At 69.8% G+C, this 18801-nt stretch carries 20 protein-coding genes and 1 pseudogene; 10 read left to right on the top strand and 11 right to left on the bottom strand.

The features are described from left to right. Positions 1-395: 395 nt before the first annotated feature. Positions 396-1382: a L,D-transpeptidase gene (locus tag ABZ915_RS43350; RefSeq protein WP_361815230.1), complete on the top strand. Its 987-nt coding sequence runs from the start codon at positions 396-398 to the stop codon at positions 1380-1382. A 124-nt stretch (positions 1383-1506) separates the two neighbouring features. On the opposite strand, the gene ABZ915_RS43345 is transcribed toward ABZ915_RS43350, so the two are convergent. Continuing rightward, positions 1507-2370 (bottom strand): EamA family transporter, encoded by an 864-nt coding sequence (locus ABZ915_RS43345; protein ID WP_361815247.1) that lies wholly within the window; start codon positions 2368-2370, stop codon positions 1507-1509. Positions 2371-2422: 52 nt separating this feature from the next. On the opposite strand from ABZ915_RS43345, the gene ABZ915_RS43340 reads away from it, so the two are divergent. Both ABZ915_RS43340 and ABZ915_RS43335 read left to right on the top strand, forming a co-directional pair. Continuing rightward, positions 2423-2947: a MarR family transcriptional regulator gene (locus ABZ915_RS43340; protein WP_361815227.1), complete on the top strand. Its 525-nt coding sequence runs from the start codon at positions 2423-2425 to the stop codon at positions 2945-2947. A 152-nt stretch (positions 2948-3099) separates the two neighbouring features. After that, positions 3100-4332, top strand: a complete 1233-nt coding sequence (locus ABZ915_RS43335) for a GNAT family N-acetyltransferase (RefSeq protein WP_361815225.1) — start codon at positions 3100-3102, stop codon at positions 4330-4332. A gap of 47 nt (positions 4333-4379) precedes the next feature. Here ABZ915_RS43335 and ABZ915_RS43330 read toward each other — a convergent pair whose 3' ends face one another. Beyond that, positions 4380-5351, bottom strand: a complete 972-nt coding sequence (locus ABZ915_RS43330) for a pyridoxal-phosphate dependent enzyme (RefSeq protein WP_361815222.1) — start codon at positions 5349-5351, stop codon at positions 4380-4382. Between the two features lie 146 nt (positions 5352-5497). Here ABZ915_RS43330 and ABZ915_RS43325 point away from each other — a divergent pair, with 146 nt between their 5' ends. Then, positions 5498-6247: an inositol monophosphatase family protein gene (locus ABZ915_RS43325; protein ID WP_361815219.1), complete on the top strand. Its 750-nt coding sequence runs from the start codon at positions 5498-5500 to the stop codon at positions 6245-6247. Positions 6248-6384: 137 nt separating this feature from the next. After that, positions 6385-7251: a helix-turn-helix transcriptional regulator gene (locus tag ABZ915_RS43320; protein WP_361815216.1), complete on the top strand. Its 867-nt coding sequence runs from the start codon at positions 6385-6387 to the stop codon at positions 7249-7251. Positions 7252-7315: 64 nt separating this feature from the next. Here ABZ915_RS43320 and ABZ915_RS43315 read toward each other — a convergent pair. From ABZ915_RS43315 to ABZ915_RS43300, 4 genes and pseudogenes are all read right to left on the bottom strand, one after another. Then, positions 7316-7480, bottom strand: a pseudogene (locus ABZ915_RS43315) (short-chain dehydrogenase); the annotation flags it as partial. A gap of 47 nt (positions 7481-7527) precedes the next feature. Then, positions 7528-9105: a carboxylesterase family protein gene (locus ABZ915_RS43310; protein WP_361815213.1), complete on the bottom strand. Its 1578-nt coding sequence runs from the start codon at positions 9103-9105 to the stop codon at positions 7528-7530. A gap of 44 nt (positions 9106-9149) precedes the next feature. Continuing rightward, the gene (locus tag ABZ915_RS43305; RefSeq protein WP_361815244.1) at positions 9150-9794 is read right to left on the bottom strand and encodes a GPP34 family phosphoprotein; all 645 of its coding nucleotides are present in this window, start codon (positions 9792-9794) and stop codon (positions 9150-9152) included. A gap of 110 nt (positions 9795-9904) precedes the next feature. Beyond that, positions 9905-10567 carry a response regulator transcription factor gene (locus tag ABZ915_RS43300; RefSeq protein ID WP_361815210.1) on the bottom strand — a complete coding sequence of 221 codons (663 nt, stop codon included), beginning with the start codon at positions 10565-10567 and terminating at the stop codon, positions 9905-9907. 97 nt (positions 10568-10664) lie between these two features. On the opposite strand from ABZ915_RS43300, the gene ABZ915_RS43295 reads away from it, so the two are divergent. Further along, positions 10665-10949 (top strand): hypothetical protein, encoded by a 285-nt coding sequence (locus ABZ915_RS43295; RefSeq protein WP_361815207.1) that lies wholly within the window; start codon positions 10665-10667, stop codon positions 10947-10949. A gap of 46 nt (positions 10950-10995) precedes the next feature. Here the strand turns inward: ABZ915_RS43295 and ABZ915_RS43290 are convergent, their stop codons facing one another. From ABZ915_RS43290 to ABZ915_RS43280, 3 genes are all read right to left on the bottom strand, one after another. Further along, positions 10996-12210, bottom strand: coding sequence for an acetylhydrolase (locus tag ABZ915_RS43290; protein WP_361815204.1), 1215 nt, complete (start codon positions 12208-12210; stop codon positions 10996-10998). Positions 12211-12383: 173 nt separating this feature from the next. Continuing rightward, the gene (locus ABZ915_RS43285) at positions 12384-13301 is read right to left on the bottom strand and encodes an NADP-dependent oxidoreductase (RefSeq protein ID WP_361815202.1); all 918 of its coding nucleotides are present in this window, start codon (positions 13299-13301) and stop codon (positions 12384-12386) included. 146 nt (positions 13302-13447) lie between these two features. Then, a complete protein-coding gene (locus ABZ915_RS43280; protein WP_361815199.1) occupies positions 13448-13666 on the bottom strand; it encodes a DUF664 domain-containing protein in 219 nt (72 codons plus the stop codon). Positions 13667-13854: 188 nt separating this feature from the next. Between ABZ915_RS43280 and ABZ915_RS43275 the strand changes: the two genes are divergently transcribed. The 3 genes from ABZ915_RS43275 to ABZ915_RS43265 all read left to right on the top strand — a co-directional run bounded on the left by ABZ915_RS43275 (position 13855) and on the right by ABZ915_RS43265 (position 16263). Further along, positions 13855-14559 (top strand): hypothetical protein, encoded by a 705-nt coding sequence (locus ABZ915_RS43275; RefSeq protein WP_361815196.1) that lies wholly within the window; start codon positions 13855-13857, stop codon positions 14557-14559. A gap of 133 nt (positions 14560-14692) precedes the next feature. Further along, positions 14693-15136 carry a hypothetical protein gene (locus ABZ915_RS43270; protein ID WP_361815193.1) on the top strand — a complete coding sequence of 148 codons (444 nt, stop codon included), beginning with the start codon at positions 14693-14695 and terminating at the stop codon, positions 15134-15136. A gap of 110 nt (positions 15137-15246) precedes the next feature. Beyond that, positions 15247-16263 carry a hypothetical protein gene (locus tag ABZ915_RS43265; protein ID WP_361815190.1) on the top strand — a complete coding sequence of 339 codons (1017 nt, stop codon included), beginning with the start codon at positions 15247-15249 and terminating at the stop codon, positions 16261-16263. 21 nt (positions 16264-16284) lie between these two features. On the opposite strand, the gene ABZ915_RS43260 is transcribed toward ABZ915_RS43265, so the two are convergent. Then, entirely contained in the window at positions 16285-17022 is a 738-nt protein-coding gene (locus tag ABZ915_RS43260; RefSeq protein WP_361815241.1) for an SDR family oxidoreductase, read from the bottom strand. Between the two features lie 93 nt (positions 17023-17115). On the opposite strand from ABZ915_RS43260, the gene ABZ915_RS43255 reads away from it, so the two are divergent. Beyond that, positions 17116-17955 carry a LysR family transcriptional regulator gene (locus tag ABZ915_RS43255; RefSeq protein WP_361815187.1) on the top strand — a complete coding sequence of 280 codons (840 nt, stop codon included), beginning with the start codon at positions 17116-17118 and terminating at the stop codon, positions 17953-17955. Between the two features lie 42 nt (positions 17956-17997). Here the strand turns inward: ABZ915_RS43255 and ABZ915_RS43250 are convergent, their stop codons facing one another. Next, a complete protein-coding gene (locus tag ABZ915_RS43250) occupies positions 17998-18747 on the bottom strand; it encodes a TioE family transcriptional regulator (protein ID WP_361815184.1) in 750 nt (249 codons plus the stop codon). Positions 18748-18801 lie beyond the last annotated feature (54 nt).

Raw genomic sequence — 18801 nt, 5'->3', positions numbered from 1 at the left:
ACCAGATACGACAAGACCGCCACCTCCTACGAAGCAGCGGTCAGTCTCGCGTCATTCCTGCTCTGGGCAAGATCCGTTTGAAGACGGACCCTAGTACCAGCAGGACCAGTGGATCGGCGAGGTCCGCGCCACGAACCTCGGTCACGCGCTGCCACCCGACCCTTCCTCGGACCGGCTCGGCCGCGTCGACGGCTACCTCGTCCTGAATCCCTACGCCTGACCACCGCATGTCCAGCAGCGCGACGCTGTCGCGCCCCTCATCGTTCCCGATCCGGCGGTGCGCACCGAGTTTTGAGATACGTTTTACGTGCCGCAGGCAACTGCGGACCATGCCGTCGCTGTCTGACAGGGAGTCGGGCCCTTCAGGGCCGAAGCGCGAGAGAGCGGGGCAAAGCGTGGTACGGCGCAAGGGCGGCATAGGGATCGCACTCGTCACGGCTGCGATGCTGGTGGGCGCGACTGCCTGCGGCGGGGGCGGCAGTGACAAGGCGAGCGGGGACGACGCCAAGGCGCCGGGCAAGTCGGGTGCGAGCGCCTCTCCCAAGCCGACGAAGCCCGCGGGCCCGCCGATGCTGCTGGAGACGATCACCCCTCAGACGGGAACCACGGTCGGCGTCGCCATGCCGATCTCGGTGGTCTTCACCAACCCGGTGGCGGCGAAGGCACGGGCCACGGTGGAGAAGCACATGAAGGTGAGCGCCTCGAAGCCGGTGGCCGGCGCCTGGCACTGGTTCGGCGACAGGCGCGCCGACTGGCGGCCGAAGACGTACTGGCCCTCCGGCACCAAGGTGAAGATCGACGCTGACATGCACGGCGTCAACAATGGCAACGGACGCTACGGCGTCCACAGCTACACCCACTCCTTCACGGTCGGCGACGACGTGCGCGCCGATGTCTCGGTGACCGGCCACACCATGAAGGTGACCCGGAACGGCTCGACGGTGCGCACCCTGTCCATCAACGCGGGCAGCCCTCAGTACCCGACGTGGAACGGCACCATGGCCGTCATCGACAAGCAGGAGAAGGTCCACATGACCTCCTGCAGCGTTGGCATCAGCTGCGACAAGGGCAGCCCCAACTACTACGACCTGACGCTGCCCTGGGACGTCCACCTCACCCAGTCCGGCACGTACGTGCACTACTCGACCGGCGACCCCAATCCGGGCAGCGGCAGCGCCCGCGGCTCGCACGGCTGCGTCCACCTGTCCATGTCGGACGCCAAGTGGTTCTACGGCCAGGTCAAGCAGGGCGACCCCATCACCATCACCGGCTCGTCCCGTGCCAAGGCCTCGGCCGACAACGGCTACGCCGACTTCAACCTGGGATGGGACCAGTGGATCGCGGGCAGCGCGTCCGGGGAGGGGACGACCGCGACGATGTGACGCGCTGCGGTGACGGCGCCAGGGCGCCGGTCACCACTCGATGACGTCGATCGCGAGCCACCGTCGTACCCGGACGGGGGCGGTCCCGGAGGGCCGACCGGAATCGGTCGGCCCTCCGACCGCTTCAGGCGGCCCGGAGGGCTTTCGCCCCGCCCGCGCGCGTGGGTCGGCCCAGGACGACTCCGACCACCACGAGTACCAGCCCACATAGCTGTTGGGCTGTCAGTACTTCCCCGGCGACCGCTGTGCCGAGCAGCACGCCGGTGAGGGGGTTGAGCAGCCCGATCAGTCCCACCGTCGCTGCGGGCAGGTGCCGCAGTCCGGTGAACCAGGCGGTGAAGGCCAGAGCGGTGGCGACCAGGGCGACGTAGGCGAACGAGAGGAGCGCCGGTGTGGAGAGCGCACGCGGAGGGCCCTCCACGACTGCGGCGACTGGCAGCAGGAAGAGACCTCCGGCCGTGAGCTGCCAGGCGGTCGAGGCGAGGACGTCGGCACCGGCGTTCCACCGCTTGGTCAGGATGTGACCGAAGGACGACACGAGCATGGCCGCGGCCGAGGCGAGGATTCCCGGCACGCTGACTCCGTCGGTCCCCGTGAGCAGCATGAGACAGACCCCGCCAAGCCCGATCGCCGCGCCGGCCAGGTGCGATATGCCGGGCCGCTCGGACAGCAGGGCCCAGGCAATGAGCATCATCGCCAGCGGGGACACCGCCATGACGGTCGAGGCGACGCTCGTCGGCAGCAACTGGGAGGCGGTGTAGACGAGCACGAAGAACACGCTCACGTTGAGCAGCCCGAGCACCGCAGACCGCCACCACCACCCGCCGCGCGGCCGCTGCCTGCACAAGCCCAGCAGGGCGAGGCCGGCGGGCAGCGCCCGCAGGGCGGCCCCGTAGAGCGGGCGGTCCGCCGGCAGGAACTCGTGTGTGACGAAGTAGTTGGTTCCCCAGGCCACCGGAGCGACAGCGGTCAGCGCTCCCCAGCGCAAAGTAGCTTCCATGGAAGACAATATAACTTCCCGGGAAGCTACCATGGTGTGCATGGACGACTCGCAATCGCTGGACCACGTAGCCCGCATCCAGGCCGACTGGCGCCGTGAACGGCCCGACGTCGACATCACCCCGCAAGGAGTGATCGGCCGACTGCACCGCCTGGCCGACCGGCTCACCGAGAAGCTCTGCCTCGTCTACGGCCACTACGGTCTCGGTGAGGGAGAGTTCGATGTCCTGTGCGCACTGCGCCGCGCCGGTGAGCCCTACGAACGGGCACCCGGCGAGCTCGCCGCGCACACCATGGTCACCACCGGTGCGATGACGAAGAGGATCGACCGGCTGGAGCAAGCCGGACTCGTCACCCGCCGCCGTTCCGACGACGACCAGCGGGGCCGGATCGTCGCCCTCACCCGACCCGGACGCGAACTGATCGACCGCGCGTTCACCGACCACATGCGCAACGAACGTCAACTGCTGGACCTACTGACGGCCACCGAGGCCGAGGCACTCGAAACGCTGCTCACCACCTGGCTCTCCCGCATGGAAGACCCGCGCCCGTCCGGCGGCGAGTGACCCTCCGCCCACCGAGGCCGAGTGGGGCCGAGCTGAGCTGCAACTGGCCACGGTCCGCCCGTAAATCGCTTGACCTGGCCACGGGGCGACACTGCATTGTGACGGGACACCACGAGTCGTGGTGCTGGTATCCCGGGGAGGCAGCGGCAGCAATGGAGATCCGTTCCACGACCGACCAGGACCTCGACGTCTTCGTCAACACACTCTTCGCCGCGTTCGGACGCTTCCCGGAAACCCCGACCGACGGCGGCGGGGTCTGGTGGTCGGCGCTCGAAATGGACCGCAGCCTGCTCGCCATGACGGCGGACGGGCGGCCCGTCGGCACCGCTGGTGCGTACTCCTTCGAGCTCACCCTGCCCGGTGAGATCCTCGTCCCGGCCGGCGGGGTGACCGCCGTCGGTGTCCTGCCTTCGCACCGACGCCAGGGCGTACTCAGCGCGATGATGCGACATCAGCTCACCGAGCTGCGGTCCCGAGGCGAGTTCCTCTCCGTACTGCTGGCCTCCGAGGCCCTGATCTACCGTAGGTTCGGCTACGGACCGGCGACCTACACCCAGCGGCTGACGGTGCCGCGCCACCGGGCCGCCCTCGCCCTGCCCCGGGCGCGCGCAGCGGTCGACGCCCCAGCGGCCGTTTCGGACACCGGCTCGATCGAGCTGCTGCGGCGCACCGAGTGCGGCACGATCCTGGAAGAGGTCTACGACCGGTACCGCCGCGCCCAGCCCGGCGCGTTGTCCCGGCCGCACCGTTGGTGGGCCGTGGGCGCGGGGCAGCCCCCGGTCTCTCCGGCGCCGCGCTACGTCGCCGTCCACCGAGACGCCGAGGGCGTCCCGGACGGGTATGCCAGCTATGCGATGGGCGAGTCCGAGACTTTGACGGTCGACGAGACCATCGCCTCCGACGACGCCGTCTTCACGGCCCTGGCCCGGTTCGTGCTCGGACACGACCTGGTCGCTCAGGTCGTGTTCAAGCACTTCCCGCCCGAGCACCCGCTGCGCTGGCAGTTCGCGGACTTCCGTGCCGGCCAGGTGAGCGACGACACCGACTGGCTCTGGGTGCGGCTGCTGGACGTCCCGCGTGCACTGACCGCGCGCGGCTGGTTCATGGACGGCGAACTCGTCCTCGACGTCGAGGACCCGTTCCTCGGCGAGCACGGCCGCTACCTCCTGGCCGTCCGGGACGGCAAGGCCGACTGCGTGCCGACGGACCGGGAGCCGGACCTGTCCCTCGACGTGAGCGACCTGGGCTCCATCTACCTCGGCGGCACCGCCCCGAGCACCCTCGTGCGTGCCGGACACATCCGGGCCCACCGCCCGGGCGCGGCCGCCCTCGCTGACGCCCTCTTCCGCGCCGAACGCTCCCCGCACTGCCTGCACTGGTTCTGACCGCGCGCTCGCCGCTTCCCTGCCGGCTGAACTGCGGGAGCTGGTGGTCAGGCGGGTGGTCCACCGACCCAGCCGTGATATGCGTCTACGTCCACGTTGCTGCCGCACACGATGGTGACCACGTGTCGCCCTGCGAAGCGGTCACGGTCCTCGAGGATCGCCGCGATACCGAGCGCGGCCGACGGTTCGACGACGAGGCCGGCATGCTCGAGGAGCATCCGCATACCGGCGATGATCGACGCCTCCTGGACCAGGACGGCATCGTCAGCGACCAGAAGAAGGTCGTCCAGGACGGCCGGGACGGGACGCCGGCCGGCGACGCCGTCAGCGATGGTGTCGGTCGAGTCGGTGGTGACGACGCGCCGTTGGCGCCACGACTGTGTCATCGCCGGTGCGCCCAGCGGCTGGATACAGATCACCTCGACTTCGGGCGCCCAGGCCTTCACCACATGACCCACGCCGGTGGCCAGCGCTCCGCCGCCGAGAGCGATCAGGACGGCATCGAACGACGGCACGGTGTCCACCAGTTCCAGGCCGATGGTCGCCGCGCCCTCGCAGGTCTCGATGTCCAGGCTGTCTTCGAGCAGCCGGACGCCGTCGTACCGTGCGATGGCCGCCGCCCGTTCGCGAGCCATCTCGTGGTCGCCGTCCACCAGTTCCAGCCTGGCGCCCAGTGCGCGGATGCGATCAAGCTTGGCCGCGGTCGCGAATCGGGATGCCACGACGGTGACGTCGAGTCCCCGGCCGCGACCGGACCAGGCGAGGGCTTGACCGAGATTGCCCGCGCTGGCGCACACCACGGCTCGCGAGCCATTGTCGGCGAGCAGGCTCGCGACCAGCTCGGTGCCGCGGGCCTTGAAGCTGCGGACCGGGTTCGCCGTTTCGAGTTTGATGCTCACCGTGCACCCGAGGCCGGGCTCCAGCGCCTCGCAGCGGTACAGCGGACTGTCGAGAAATACCGGGTCGATCACCCGGCGAGCCGCCCGGATCCGTGCAGTGTCGAGGCGCGTCTCCTGCATGACACAGCAGGGTAGCGCCGCCGGCACGGTTCTTGATCGGGGATCTGAACGCCATCCTGAACGACCGGCAGTTGGCATTTTGTGCGTGGGCGACGGAGTTCGCCGACGAGCACGGGCTCGGAGATGAGGGGCCGAACTCCCCAGACTTGGCGTTCGCCCATCACCTCCCCGATCATGCGGCCGACATCGCCCACCGATACGGGAGGGCAGGCAACACAGCAGTACAGATCAAGAACGACGGAAGCCCTGTCAGCGCCGCCGATCAAGAAATCGAAGCGGCGTTGCGCCGCCGCATCCGCGAACGGCACCCCGGCGACGCGATCACCGGTGAGGAGGCCGGCTCCCATGGCCAGGGCCCGCGCCGTTGGATCATCGACGCCATCGATGGCACGGCCGCCTTCCTCGCCGGAGATTCCGAATGGAGCACCCTGATCGCGCTGGAGGACGACGGTCGTATCAGGTGGGCACTGCCGAACCAGGGTGCGTGGAGCGGACCGCTTCCCGCCCGCTCGTCCGCACTCGGCATCTGGCCGCCCCCGACCAGGCTGAACCACTCGCAGCGCATTGTCGCCGCGACCCTTGCCGCCCGTACCGCACGCACCACACCGACGCTCGACTGGTCCACGGCGGATCCGACCGCGCCTCTGCCCAAGAAGCCGTCCACGGGATCCGGCACCTGCCACGGCGCCCTCCTCGTCGCAACGGGCCGGCTGGACGCCTTCCTCCTCCTGGGAGCGGGCCCGTGGGACATCGCGGCCCTGATCCCGATCGTCGAAGAAGCCGGCGGTGTCTTCAGCGACCTGTCCGGCCTGCGACACATCCATACCGGAGCCGCGTTGTTCTCCCGGCCCGGACTCCACGATCAGCTCCTCGACATCGCCGGGTCAGCGCGGTAAGCGGTCGGTTTCGCGTCCGAGTCCCTTGTTCGCCCCGGTGACGAGTGTCACGGTCTTGTCTGGCGCTGCCTCGCCCTCGTGATCCTGGGGGTGGCAGGACCAGGCACGCGCCCGAGGACCCGCCTACGCTTTTCTTCATGACCCGCGACACGAACACGCTCGGCGAGTACCTGCGCGCCCGCCGCGAGCTCGTCACGCCGGACAATGTCGGTCTCCCCCAGCTCGGCATCCGCCGCGTTCCCGGACTGCGCCGCGAGGAAGTCGCGATGCTCGCCGGCATCAGCGCCGACTACTACCTGCGTCTCGAACAGGGCCGCGACCGCAACCCCTCGGTGCAGGTGCTCGAATCGCTCGCCCGTGTACTCCAGCTCGACGACGCAGGCACCGCCTATCTGCTCGGTCTCGGCTCTGACAGGCCACGCCGCACACGCCGTCGGCCCCGCAAGGAGACCGTGCCGTCCGGTATCCGCAAGCTCGTCGACTCACTGACGCTGCCGGCCTTCCTGGAAGGCCGTTACTTCGACGTGCTGGCAGCCAACCCTCTGGCGACGGCGCTCTCGCCCCGCCTGGTCACCGGCCACAATCGCCTGCGGGATGTGTTCCTCGATCCAGCCGAACGGTCCCTCTACCCCGATTGGGAGGAGGCCACGGCCGACTTGGTCGCCGGATTCCGTCAGTCGGTCGGCACGGACACCGACGACCCGCGATTCATCGAGCTCGTGGGCGAGCTCTCGCTCGCGAGCGACCGCTTCCGCCAGCTCTGGGCACGTCACGACGTCCATGCCCGCGAAGGCGCATCCGTCACGCTCGACCATCCGCAAGCCGGCGAGCTCACCCTGAACCGGGAGAAGCTCGCGGTCTCCGGATCGGCCGGCCTGCTCCTCGTCGTCTACCACGCCGACCGCAACACCGAAAACGACGAGAAGCTCACCCTGCTGTCCTCCTACCAGGCGGTTCCCCGCACCCCAGCACCCACGGACCGCGCCTCCGCCGCACCCGACTGACTCACAAACCACGTCGGCATCCCGCCGTCACGTATCGCTCCTCGCCGAAGAGGTCCGTGATCCCGGTGGTGTCGATCAGGATCACCGAGGCGCCTTCGTTGAGCGGCGGCAGTGCCTTCTGCACGGTGAACAGCGTGCCCCGGACGTTGACGTCGAACGTCTGGTCGACCTGCTCCTCGGTGATCTGCCCCAGTGTCGCGAGCGACGCGGTCGCCGCATTCGCGAAGACCCCGCTCGATCCGGTGGGTGCATGGAAGAACACGGTTTCGTCCCTGGTCAGGGCATGGTGTTCCACAGGGTGCAGTGGTGGGCGGCAGCGGTCGTGTTCGTGGGGCCGGTGTGGTCGGGAGCCAGGGATTGGACGGCACCGGCCGGCCAGGTGGGAGTGTTCGAGGCGTTGGGGTCGCCGGTGCGGGCGAAACCGCTCCAGTAGTCGATCATGGTGTCGGCGAGGCGGTGCTGGGCGGGGGTCATGGTGCGGGGGCGGCCGCCCAGGTCGAAGAGGTAGGTCAGTTCGCTGGCGTGCGGGGCGCCGAGTGGGAACGGGGTGGGGGCGGGGGTGAGCGGCGGGGCGTTCTCGTCGGCGAACTCGTAGCGCCAGACCGGGACATGGGCCGCCAGGAGCGTGCCGGTTCGCAGGGTGGGGCAGGAGTAGTTGGAGTCTCCGATGACGGCGCCGAGGACCGGTCCGCCGTTCGTTTCGGTGACCGGGTAGGTGCGGACGACGGCGGGGGCCTGGGCGGGGTCGGGAAGGAAGTCGGCCACCGTCCGGGGCCAGTTGGCGGGGGTGATGCGGGTGCCGGCCTGGATGATGGCGGCGGCCCAGCCGTTGCCCTCGTCGTGGTTGGAGCCGATGAGGACGGGCACGTGGTGCACGGCGCCGCGGGCGAGCGCGGTGTACGGGTCGCGAGGCAGGAGGCCGGTGCCGTACGCGGGCTGCTGGGCGGTGTCCTGGGCGGCGAGCAGCCGGGCGGTGCTCACCCGCCGCAGGCAGGACACGACCTGCCGGGCAGCGCCGCAGCCCACCGCCTTGGCCAGCTTCGCCCCGGCGTCGTCCGCCGCTTTGAGGGAGATGGCGGACGGGGCGAAGGGACGGTCGGCGCGGCCGGTGCACGGTCCGCTCTCGATGATGGCGCGGTCGAACAGACCGGCGGCGGTGGGCGAGGCGAGTTGGGCGCATACGCCGAAGCCGCCCGCGGACTCGCCGGCCAGGGTGAGGTTGTGCCGGTCGCCGCCGAACGCGCCGATGTTCGCCCGCACCCAGCGCAACGCCGCCTGCTGGTCGGCGAGTCCGAACGTGCCGGAGCCCGGTAGCCCGCGGTGGGCGAGGAAACCGAGAGCGCCGAGGCGGTAGTTGACGGTGACCACGACGACATCGCCGCGCGTGGCGAGGCGGTGGGCGTCGTAGGAGCTGCCCGCGCCGGTGGTGAAGCCGCCGCCGTGCACCCACACGATCACGGGCCTGGGGCGGTCGGGACGGGCGCTGTCGGGGGTGGTCACGTTCAGGTGGAGGCAGTCCTCGGTGGTGCTGCCACCAGGTACCTCGCCGGCCGGCTGCGGGCAGGCGCCGGCGGGTCGGGTGGCGTCCCGCGCCCTCGTCCATGGGCGTGCGGGACGCGGTGGCGCCCAGCGCAGGGAGCCGACCGGGGGTGCGGCGTACGGGATGCCGTCGAAGGTGCGGTAGCCCTCCCCCGCGGTGCCGCGCACTGCTCCGGCCCGGGTGTGTACGACTGGTGCGGCGGGTACGGCAGCGTGCCGCACCTCAGGTGTCTGCGCTCGGGCCGGCACTGCGGTGAGGGCCAGCACGGCACACACCAGCGTCGTCGTCCATCGCCCTGCTCGCCCTGGTTTCATCTGTGTACGCCTTCGTGTGTGGGTCGGGTGTTCGGGATGGCGGGTCAGCTGCCGCCGCCCATGCCTCCCTGCGCGGCGATCATGGTGGTGCGCAGGCCTCGTACGGTCGTCTCCAGGCCCGGCGCGAGCTCACCGAGCCGGCCGGTCAGGTCGTCGATCCGCGCACGGTGCCGACGCCGGTCCTGTTCGGACGGCACCGAGCCGATCCGGCCGACCGCGGCCAGTGCCACCAGGGCGGCATCCTCCAGGGCGACCTGGTGTGCCGAGGTGGCGGCGCGCAGGACCGCGGTCACGTGCGCGTGCAGCGCCCGTACGGCGTCCGGGTCCGGCACGGTGGCATGCCGTCCGGACAGGAGGGGGATCCGGCCCGGCTCGACGGTGAGCTGTCCGTGTGCCGCGAGCTGGTCCTCCACGTCTTGCAGGGTCTGCGTCCGATGCCGCCGTGCGAGGTGCTTCCAGCCGTGCGTGGACGCGGCCACCTCGTCCAGCAGACGGTCCAGGACCGGATCGCCGACCGGGCCGGGCTCGGTCACCCGTACCGCACCTTCGCGCTCCGTCAGGTGGCCGCGCTGGGTGAGGTCGACGAGTGCGGCGACGCGGACGAGGAATCCCGACCGGGCGCGGTCGTAGGGGCCGCGCGCCGCCTCGTCGTAGGCCAGCAGGTACATCCGGTAGGGCAGGGCATTCATCACGCTTGCGACGCTACGGCGCCACCGCCCGCCCGTGATCGACCTGGGGACGCACTTCGGGATGGGCCGCGAGGATCACCCGCACGGCGTCTCCTCCTTGAGGAGGAGGGTCAGGATCCCCGCGGCCGAACGAGACCGTGGTCGTAGGCGGCGACCACCGCCTGGACGCGATCCCGCAGCCCCAGCTTGCGCAGCACCGCGGCCACGTGCCGTTTGACCGTGGCCTCGGACAGGAACAGCCGACGGGCGATCTCCGCGTTGGACAGCGCCTGGCCGATCAGGGTCAGCACCTCGATCTCGCGTGCCGACAGGTGGGCCGGCGCGGGCGGCGTCGTACGCCCGTCCGGCGCGGTGCGGAGGAACCGCTCCAGCAGGCGGCGGGTCAGACCCGGCGCGAGCAGCGTGTCCCCGCGCACCGCGGCCCGGATCGCCGCCACGAGCTCGATGGACTCCATCTCCTTGAGCAGGAAACCGCCGGCTCCCGCGCGCAGCGCCGCGAGCACCTGCTCGTCCTCGTCGAACGTGGTCAGTATCAGCACCCGGGCCGCGCTGCCGGAGGCCACGATCTGCCGGGTGGCCTCGATCCCGTCCATGCCGGGCATCCGGACGTCCATCAGCACCACGTCCGGCCGCATGCGGCCGGTCAACTGCACCGCCTGCCGTCCGTCACCCGCCTCACCCACCACCGCCAGGTCGTCCCAGGAATCGATCACGAGGCGGAAGCCGGTGCGCAGCAGTTCTTCGTCGTCGGCCACCACGACCCGAATCGTCATGAACTGCATCCCATCAACAGCGTTCGCAGAAAGGGCCGGACGCCCTCCGCCCCGGAGTCGCGCTCCGGGGCGGATCACGTCCAGCTAGGGTGAGCCCATGTTATGGACGGATTTCGCCCAGCAGGAGCCTGATCTCGCCGAGCGGGGACGGGTGTTGCTCGCGGACGACGAGGAGTTCTCGGTACGCGGGGTCGTCCGCGAAGTCGAGGATGCCGACGCGCGTCAGGCCGCTGTGGTCGGGGCGCGAGGGGGCGCGCAGCTCTCCGCTGCTCTGACCCTGTTCGAGGTCGATCTGGTCGAGGTGGGGTGGGCCCGATGGTCACTGGGAAAGCCGACCCGTAAGCGCTGGCAGGCCGAGGGCGTCAGCCCTTCCGGTTGCTGAGTGGAGCGTGGGGCGACTGGCGAGGGCGTGGCCAGGACCGAAAGCGTCAGGGGATGAATTGCACCTCCGGGAAAGCCGCGGACGGGCCGTCGAGCAGGTTCTGCGGACGGTGCCGCAGATGCAGGTCGAAGAACGCGAGCGGGTACGCCTGCTGGATGCGCAGCGCCCGGGCCGGATCGAGCGTTCCGATCCAGCTCCGAAGCTCCTCGTCGCTCATCCCGATCGCTTTCGCCAACTGCGGTACGAGCACCTGGTTGTCGCAGTACGACGAGTGCACCGCGCCGTCGGCCTGAACGTTGAGCCGCCATCCGCGCAGATGCGACCAGAACTCGGCGACGCTCGGCTCCTCCGCCCGGGTGAACACGGCGGTCATCATCATGAACGGCCGGTCCAGATCAGCGGTGATCGTCGGTTCCATGGGCCCGTCGAAGCTCAGTCCGGCCCGGACGCGCTGGTCCTCGATCATGACGAGGGCGGTCGCCGTCCCACCCTTCGACCAGCCGAACATGCCGACGCGGTGCAGGTCGAGGGCACCGCACAGGCCGGCCGGCGGGGGCCGGTGTTCGGCGTCGGGATTGTACCCGGCGTCGAGGGCCTCGACGCGGTCGACGACGAACCGGATGTCCTTGGCGAAGTCCGCGGGTCCCAGCGCCTGTTGCGGGTCGTGCAGCGGGACGACGACCCGGCCGCCGGGGAACTCGCCGAACGCGTCGCCCGTGTGATCCACCGTGACCACGACGTAGCCGTGACTGGCGAGCTCCTGCACCACGACGGTGGCGTCGGAGCGGTGGTCGTGCGCGCCGTGCGAGAACACGACGACGGGCAGCCGTCCGTCCGATCGTCGCACCGGGGCGCCCTCATGGCCGGCCGTGAGCGGTGCGAGCACGGCGTCGGCGGCGAACCCCGCGGACGTCAGTAACGCCCGCAGCGGCGCGGCGGGCATCCAGGGCGCCCGCGGGTACCGCCGGACGTCGCGGGCGGGGTACCAGACACTGGCCATCAGCTCGCGGTACCTGCCCGGGCCGGCCGCGGGATCCGGTCGTGAGGTGTCCACGAGATGCAACGCCACCGTACCCACCGGGTACGGTCCGGTCGGCTCGGGCAGGACGAGCCGCGGCGGGCCCTGAGCGGGCTGAGCGGCCCATGCGGGGCGGGCGACGCCGAGCGGCACCGCGGCGCCCGTCGCCAGTGCGGCTCCCAGCAGTTGACGGCGCGTCAGCCCGCTACGGCCGCCGCTGTTCATGCCCATGTCGATGTCCATGGCGGAACGTTTTCATGCGGTGCACCCGAGCACATCCGACTGGCGGACGCACGACGCGTCACTCATGGATCCACGGGTCTACATCTGCGGGTTGAGCTAGGCGTGCACATGCCGGGCCATCCGCCCGAGGACATCGCGCCGGTCGCGGTTCTGCTGGCGTCGGGCAGCCGGGGCTACGGCCGGAGCACTATCTTGCCGTGGGTGTGGCCCCGTTCCAGCTCGCGGAACGCGTCCCGCACCTGCTCCAACGGGTAGGTGCGGGCGATCGGCACCTCCAGCTCCCCGCGCGCGGCGAACCGGGCGAGCTCGCCGAGCACGACCGCGGACGCCGCCGAGCCCTCTCCGTAGGTCCGCGCCCCGACTTTGGCCGCGGTCTGCCAATCGCGGATCGTGTTGATCCGCTCGGGCCGCACACCCAACTCCACTGCCAGCTCCACGTAGCCGTCGCCGAACGTGTCGATGAACGCGTCGACCTTCCCACCGGCGGCCTGCCGGATCCGCTCTGCCGTGTCTTCCCCGTACTCGACCGGGACGGCACCGCGGTCCGTCAGCCAGGCGTGGTTTCGCTCGCTCGCCAGCCCGATCACCGTGGCGCCGCGCCGCCGGGCGAGCTGCACGGCAAGCGACCCGACGCCGCCCGCCGCACCTGACACCACAACCGTGTCACCCGGCCCGGGGTCCACCGCGAACACGGTGGCGTACGCGGTCGTGCCGGCCACGTACAACGCCCCCGCCACGTCCCAGGACAACCCCTCCGGGCGGAAGACCACGTTCACGTCGTCGACCACGACGAACTCCGCGTGGCTCGCCCTGTCATGGGTGAAGCCCAGGACTTCGTCGCCCACCGCGACACCGCGTACCTGCGGGCCCACCTCCACCACCACGCCGGCCAGATCGCTGCCCTGCCCGGAGGGAAACGTCGCCGGCCAGCGATCGTGACGCGCGCCCTCGCGGATCATCACCTCGCCGGGCTGGATCCCGGCCGCGCGGACCTCGACCAGCACCTGCCCGGGGCCGGGCGACGGCCGCTCCACCTCCTCCACCCGCAGCACATCGATCCCGCCGTACTCATGGAACCGCACCGCCTTCATTGCGTGATCACCGCGCTTCCTCGCTCGCACACGCCTTGGACCGCCACACCCCGGATGGCCACACATCGACCGGGTCAGCGCGTTCAACGGCTCATCGGCGGAGCCGTATTCCCCTTCCCAGGCCCGCCGTCGGCAGCAAACACGTCTCACGCCCCTGTGGCTCCGTCGACCTGCTCGCGGATGAGGTCGGCATGACCGTTGTGACGTGCGTATTCCTCGTTCATGTGCACCCTGATCCAGCGCAGGGAGACTCCTTGGTCCCCGAGGTGACCCGCTTCCTGCTCGGACAGGCGGCCGACGTCGTCCAGCGATGCGTCAGCGATCAACTCACCGCCCCGAGCGACCTCCGCTCGCCAGGCAGCCATCGCGTCGTCGAATCCTCGGTCCGACCGAAGGGCGAAGCCGTCTCCATTGCTCTCCCCGAAGACCGGGGGCTGGGTGCCTGTGATCGTGGGCTGCACCCCTCACCGATGTCAACAATTGTTGAACGGTCTGGCTGGAAGCCCGCTGAATCGATACTCTCACCGGGCACCATCGGTGCCGAGGCCCGTGTTTGGAGACCGTGTTGAACCGAGCTTCTCGCCAGAAGGCGGCAGCGGAAGAGATCACCAAGCTGCGGAGCGACGTCGCGAAATACGCCGCATTCCTCGATCAGCCCGCCGATCGCTTCCTCGACCACCAGTTCATCTCCTACACCACCGGCATCAGCCCGGAGCGAGTGCGTGAACTGCTCGACGGCGCGCTGCCGGACGTGGAACCGGACGACAAAGAGGAGCTCGAGGCGTTCCAGAAAGCTCTGTTCCAGCAGCGTCTGCGATTCTTGCGGGCGACCCGTCTCGCGCCGTCCGGAGCAGAGGCGGAGGCGCCGTACACGCTCAACGACATCGAACAGGGCACGGGGATCACCAAGCAGCAGGTGTCGTACCTGCTCAACGGCAAGCGCGCGGCCAACGCGGCCCATGCCTCGCGGCTGGAGAGGTTCTTCGACCGGGCCTCACAGCAGCGCACCCCCAGCACCCGCCTCCCTCAGGGATTCTGCCTGCGCAACGAGGGTGCCGCGCTGATCGCTCACCTGCATCAGATGGTGTCGTCCCACCTGCCGCGACTGGCCCTGGCCACGCTCGCCGGCGACCGCAGTACGACGTCGCTGGCTTTTCGCACCTCCCATGACGCCAATGACATCGACCTGGTCAAGCTGCTGCCAGTACTTGACCAGTTGCGGGCCGAGGCCCGGGAGCGCGACACCGGCGGCGGATGAGGCAGGCGGCCCAATCGTGCCCTTGGTTGACGACATTTCAGTTGGTGCGAAATTCAACCACAGGGTGCGAATTCAACAATTGTTGACAGTGTTACGTGAGGTGCTACACCATCGGTCATGCCGCCGTCGGAGCGTGACCGTCGGCGCCCGGTCAGACAACAACACCGCACCCACGACTACTTCGCAACTGCGTACCGAGGCGGCCAACCGACTGTGCCGCCTGCACTGTGCGAGCGCCGGCGGACTCGGGTGCGCAAGCACCGAGGGGGAACTGTTGATCACACCGCAGACGCACGCCGAGGATTTCACCCAGGCCGACGTCGACAAATTCCATCGCCTGATGACGGAACTGCTGGCCACCTGCCAGAAGGTCGCCGACGACCACACCTGTGAAGGGGCCTGGACGCCCTCGACGGCTGATCTGATCGACCAGTTGGGCGAGTCGAAGACGCTGATCGCGGACATCTCCCGGACGCTGAACCGTACCCGCAGCGGCATCCGCAAGATCAGCGAAGGCGCGCGGCAGCGGGTATGCGACCGCGCGGCCAGGCCGCCCAGGCCTCGGGAACCGCGCTGACCAGGACCCGGTCCAGTACTCACGAGGCCGCGCCGGGAACGCCCCACCTCAGTTCGCCCTTCCCTCCCCCCCACCGCCAAGTCACCAGTCCCACAAGGAGAAAGAGCCTCATGACGTCCCGCCCCCACACCCCGCGCAACCGGCGGATGGCCCGACTGGCCGCATGTGCGGTCAGCGTGACCGCGGCCGCTGCCCTCACCGCCTGCGGGACAGGCTCCGACGAGGACGCCAAGAACGGCAGCGACACGACTGCGAGCCCGACCCCCACCGGAGCGGTGACCACCGCCGAGGCCGAGAAGATCCTCGACGCCTACGAGAAGGTCAACAACAAGGCCAACATCGGGCGGGACGCCAGACTGCTGGGCACCGTCGAGGCCGGGCAGGTCTATGAGCAGTCCACGGCCGACTACAAGCTGTCGGCAACCTGGTCCAAGCAGGAACAGGCCGATTACAAAAAGCCCTTCACCTACAAGAACCGGAAGTACTACATCCCGGCGGGTGAGGACTGGTTCGCGGCCAAGGTGCGGGCCAGCGGTTCCAAGGACGACGCGCTCCTGGTGTTCGCCAAGGTCGACGGACGCTTCAAGGTCGTCTATGCCGTCTACTCCGACGCTCCGATCCCGGAGATCGACACGAGCAGGCACGGGCTGGCGACCGTCGTCGACCCCTCCGCTGCTGTGGGTGCCCTCGCCCCGGACCAGCTCAGTGCCGCCTACGAGGATCTCTTCGAAAGCGGCGGCAAGAAGGCGGGAGGCAAGCTTGCCACCACGGAGACCAGCAAGGCGGCCATCAAGCTCTACCAGGACCGCACCAAGGGCGACCGGGCCCGCTGGGCGACCAAGAACTTCTTCTCCAAGGAACCGGCGTTCAAGTCGGTGTACGCGCTCCGGCTGGCCGACGGCGGCGTGATCAGCGTCTTCCCGACCGCCCACAACCAGGAGACGCTGCTCAAGCCGCAGTACAGGAGCAGCTTCCAAATCACCCCGAACGACGAGGAGTCCGTCTTCGACTCGACGAAGCGTGTCGTGGTCACCGACAACTTCCAGGGCCAGGCAATGGCGACGCTGCACCCGTCGAAGAAGCCCGACGTCATCGCGGCGGAGTACCGGATGGTGAACTCCCGCTGAGGTGAAGGGGCCGAAGGAACCTCACCATGGCACGACTCCGTTGTCGTCGAACAGCCGGCCGGTGGGGCCGTCGTCGGGCAGGGTCGCCAACCGGATGGCGATCACCGCGCCCTGCTCAGGGGTCTGCGTACCGCTGAACCCATTGAGGTCGGTGGCCACATAGCCGGGGCAGGCGTTGTTGATCAGAATGCCGGCGCCGCTCAGCTCCTTGGCGTACTGGATGGTGACGGCGTTGAGGTAGGTCTTCGTCGGCGCGTAAGCCCCGCTGATCCCTCCGAGGTCGACACCGGGCGTGGTCTGCAGGGCCAGGGAACCGACATGGCTGGACTGGTTGACGATCCGCGGGTGCGCCGAGCGGCGCAGCAGCGGCAGCATCGCGTTGGTGACCCGGATGACGCCGATGACGTTGGTCTCCACCAGCCGCCGCACGGTCTCCAGGTCGATGGTCGTGGGCTCCTCCGGCCGGCCGCCTGCGACGCCGGCGTTGTTGACCAGTACGTCAAGGCGTCCCGCTCGCTCCTCGATCAGCCGTGCCGCGGCGGTCACGCTCTCGTCGTCGGTCACGTCCAAGGGCACGCCGAACGCGTCGGCACCTGCCGCACGCAGTCTCGCCACGGCGTCCGTCCTGCGCTGCTCGTCCCGAGCGCCGACACCGACGCTCCAGCCCAATGCGCCCAGCCCGGCCGCGATCTCGTAGCCGATTCCCTTGTTGGCGCCGGTGACCAGCGCGATTGTCTTCTCGCTCATGACAGCGAGCATGGCCGCGCGCGGACCGAGCACCAACACCATCTCGGTAATGCAGCGATATCCGGGCGACATCGATCGACCGTCCGTGGCAGATACTGTGCGCGCATGGAGATACGCGAGCTGCGGTACTTCGTCGCCATCGCCGAGGAACTGCACTTCGGCAAGGCCGCCGAGCGTCTGGAGATGGCCCAGCCACCCCTGTCCCGCGCCATCGCCCGGCTCGAACGACAGCTGGGGGTCACGCTGCTGGAGCGCACCAGCCGCAAGGTGACACTCACCGAGGCCGGGGCCGTGCTGCTCTCCGAGGGGCGCGCGATCCTCAGCGCGGTAGCCGCAGCCGAGCGGCGTACCCGGCAGGCCGCGCAAAGCCGCCCCCGCCTCGTCCTCGCCGTCAAATCCGGCACCGCCGGCGAGTTGCTGGCCAAACTGCTCGATGCCTACCACGCGGAGCCCGGCGCAGCGACCGTCGATCTGCTGCTCTGCGAGGCGCATCAGCACCAGAAATTGCTGCGGAACGGGCAAGCCGATGTGGCTCTGCTGCATTTGCCATTCGATTCGGCGGTCGGACTCGACACCGAAATTCTGTACACCGAGGGACAGGTGGCGATCCTGCCCGCCTGTCACCCACTTGCCGGCCGCTCTCGGATTCGGGTGGCCGAGGTGAGCGCGTTGCCGGAGCTCCCGATGGCTCGCTGGCCCGGTCCCGATGGCAACTACCCGGAGGGACCAGGGGCAGAGGTACGGAACCTGACACAGCTCTTCCAGCTGATCGCGCTCGGCCGTACCACCGTGGTCCTGCCCGAGTCCGCCGGCACCGACCTGCGCCGGGATCTCGCCGCCGTGCCGGTCCTGGATGCTCCGCCCGTGACTACGGTCATCGCTTGGCCTCCGCAGAGCCGGCTTCGCGCGGTCGCCGATCTGGTCCGCGTGGCAACACGGCTTTGACGGGCTGTGCTGCGCCCGCCCGCGTGGAATGCGGCCGGACTGTCATCCGCGCCTGCGGAGGTAAGCCTCCAGCTCGGCGGCCCCGGTCAGCATCGCCCGCCCGCGTGCGGACAGCCGACCGTGCCAGTCGGACAGTGCGGCTTCCAGCGGCTCCAGCCCGCCGGCCGCCCGCACCTGGGTGATCAGCGGGGCGATCTGCTCCAACAGGTAGCCGCCCCGCCTGAGTTGGTGGGCCAGCCGGGCGTCCCGTACGTCGGCCTCGTCGTAGACGCGGTACCCGGTCCGCGGGTCGCGGCGCGGGCGCACCAGCCCGGCGCGCTCCCATTTGCGCAGTGTCGCGGGCCGGATTCCGAGCTTCCCTGCCAGCGGCCCGATGAAGGTCCCGCCGGGCCCGGACACCGCGGCCGGCTCGGCGCCCACACCGGGCTCGGACGCCTTGGTGGGCTCCAGATCGCGCAGGGCGCTCTCCACGGCCTGGAGGGTCCGGCGGTCGTCGAGGAGTTGGGCGTGGCTCTCGTCGATGAGGCGGAACGCCTCCTCGGCCGCGCCCTCGTTCACCGCCCGCATGATCGATGTCGCCGTCTGGTGGCCGTGGCCGGGCACCAGGGCGAGGAACGCGCGCAGGGCACCCGCGTGCAACGAGGTGTAGGTGCGGTAGCCGTGGGGTGTGCGACCGGCGGCCGGAAGGATGCCGGCCTCCTCGTAGTTCCTGATCGCCTGCGTGGACAGACCGTGCTCGCGCGCCAGATCGACCGGCCTGAGCCGATCACCGCTTTTAAGGTTTCGTCCCATGATCCTGCCGATATCGCGGGAAAGTTTCCACCGAAGGTTCAACGATACCGTTGA

This window comes from Streptomyces sp. NPDC046915 (assembly GCF_040644935.1).
In the GTDB taxonomy this organism is placed as follows: Bacteria; Actinomycetota; Actinomycetes; order Streptomycetales; family Streptomycetaceae; genus Streptomyces.
The sequence above is the reverse complement of the archived record's forward strand: the minus strand, read 5'-3'. Positions and strand labels throughout refer to the sequence as shown.

Coding starts and splice junctions, on each gene's coding strand:
- ABZ915_RS43340 (WP_361815227.1), top strand. CDS start 2,423: ATGGACGACTCGCAATCGCTGGACCACGTAGCCCGCATCCAGGCCGAC.
- ABZ915_RS43335 (WP_361815225.1), top strand. CDS start 3,100: ATGGAGATCCGTTCCACGACCGACCAGGACCTCGACGTCTTCGTCAAC.
- ABZ915_RS43330 (WP_361815222.1), bottom strand. CDS start 5,351: ATGCAGGAGACGCGCCTCGACACTGCACGGATCCGGGCGGCTCGCCGG.
- ABZ915_RS43320 (WP_361815216.1), top strand. CDS start 6,385: ATGACCCGCGACACGAACACGCTCGGCGAGTACCTGCGCGCCCGCCGC.
- ABZ915_RS43310 (WP_361815213.1), bottom strand. CDS start 9,105: ATGAAACCAGGGCGAGCAGGGCGATGGACGACGACGCTGGTGTGTGCC.
- ABZ915_RS43305 (WP_361815244.1), bottom strand. CDS start 9,794: ATGAATGCCCTGCCCTACCGGATGTACCTGCTGGCCTACGACGAGGCG.
- ABZ915_RS43300 (WP_361815210.1), bottom strand. CDS start 10,567: ATGACGATTCGGGTCGTGGTGGCCGACGACGAAGAACTGCTGCGCACC.
- ABZ915_RS43295 (WP_361815207.1), top strand. CDS start 10,665: ATGTTATGGACGGATTTCGCCCAGCAGGAGCCTGATCTCGCCGAGCGG.
- ABZ915_RS43290 (WP_361815204.1), bottom strand. CDS start 12,210: ATGGACATCGACATGGGCATGAACAGCGGCGGCCGTAGCGGGCTGACG.
- ABZ915_RS43285 (WP_361815202.1), bottom strand. CDS start 13,301: ATGAAGGCGGTGCGGTTCCATGAGTACGGCGGGATCGATGTGCTGCGG.
- ABZ915_RS43280 (WP_361815199.1), bottom strand. CDS start 13,666: ATGGCTGCCTGGCGAGCGGAGGTCGCTCGGGGCGGTGAGTTGATCGCT.
- ABZ915_RS43265 (WP_361815190.1), top strand. CDS start 15,247: ATGACGTCCCGCCCCCACACCCCGCGCAACCGGCGGATGGCCCGACTG.
- ABZ915_RS43260 (WP_361815241.1), bottom strand. CDS start 17,022: ATGCTCGCTGTCATGAGCGAGAAGACAATCGCGCTGGTCACCGGCGCC.
- ABZ915_RS43255 (WP_361815187.1), top strand. CDS start 17,116: ATGGAGATACGCGAGCTGCGGTACTTCGTCGCCATCGCCGAGGAACTG.
- ABZ915_RS43250 (WP_361815184.1), bottom strand. CDS start 18,747: ATGGGACGAAACCTTAAAAGCGGTGATCGGCTCAGGCCGGTCGATCTG.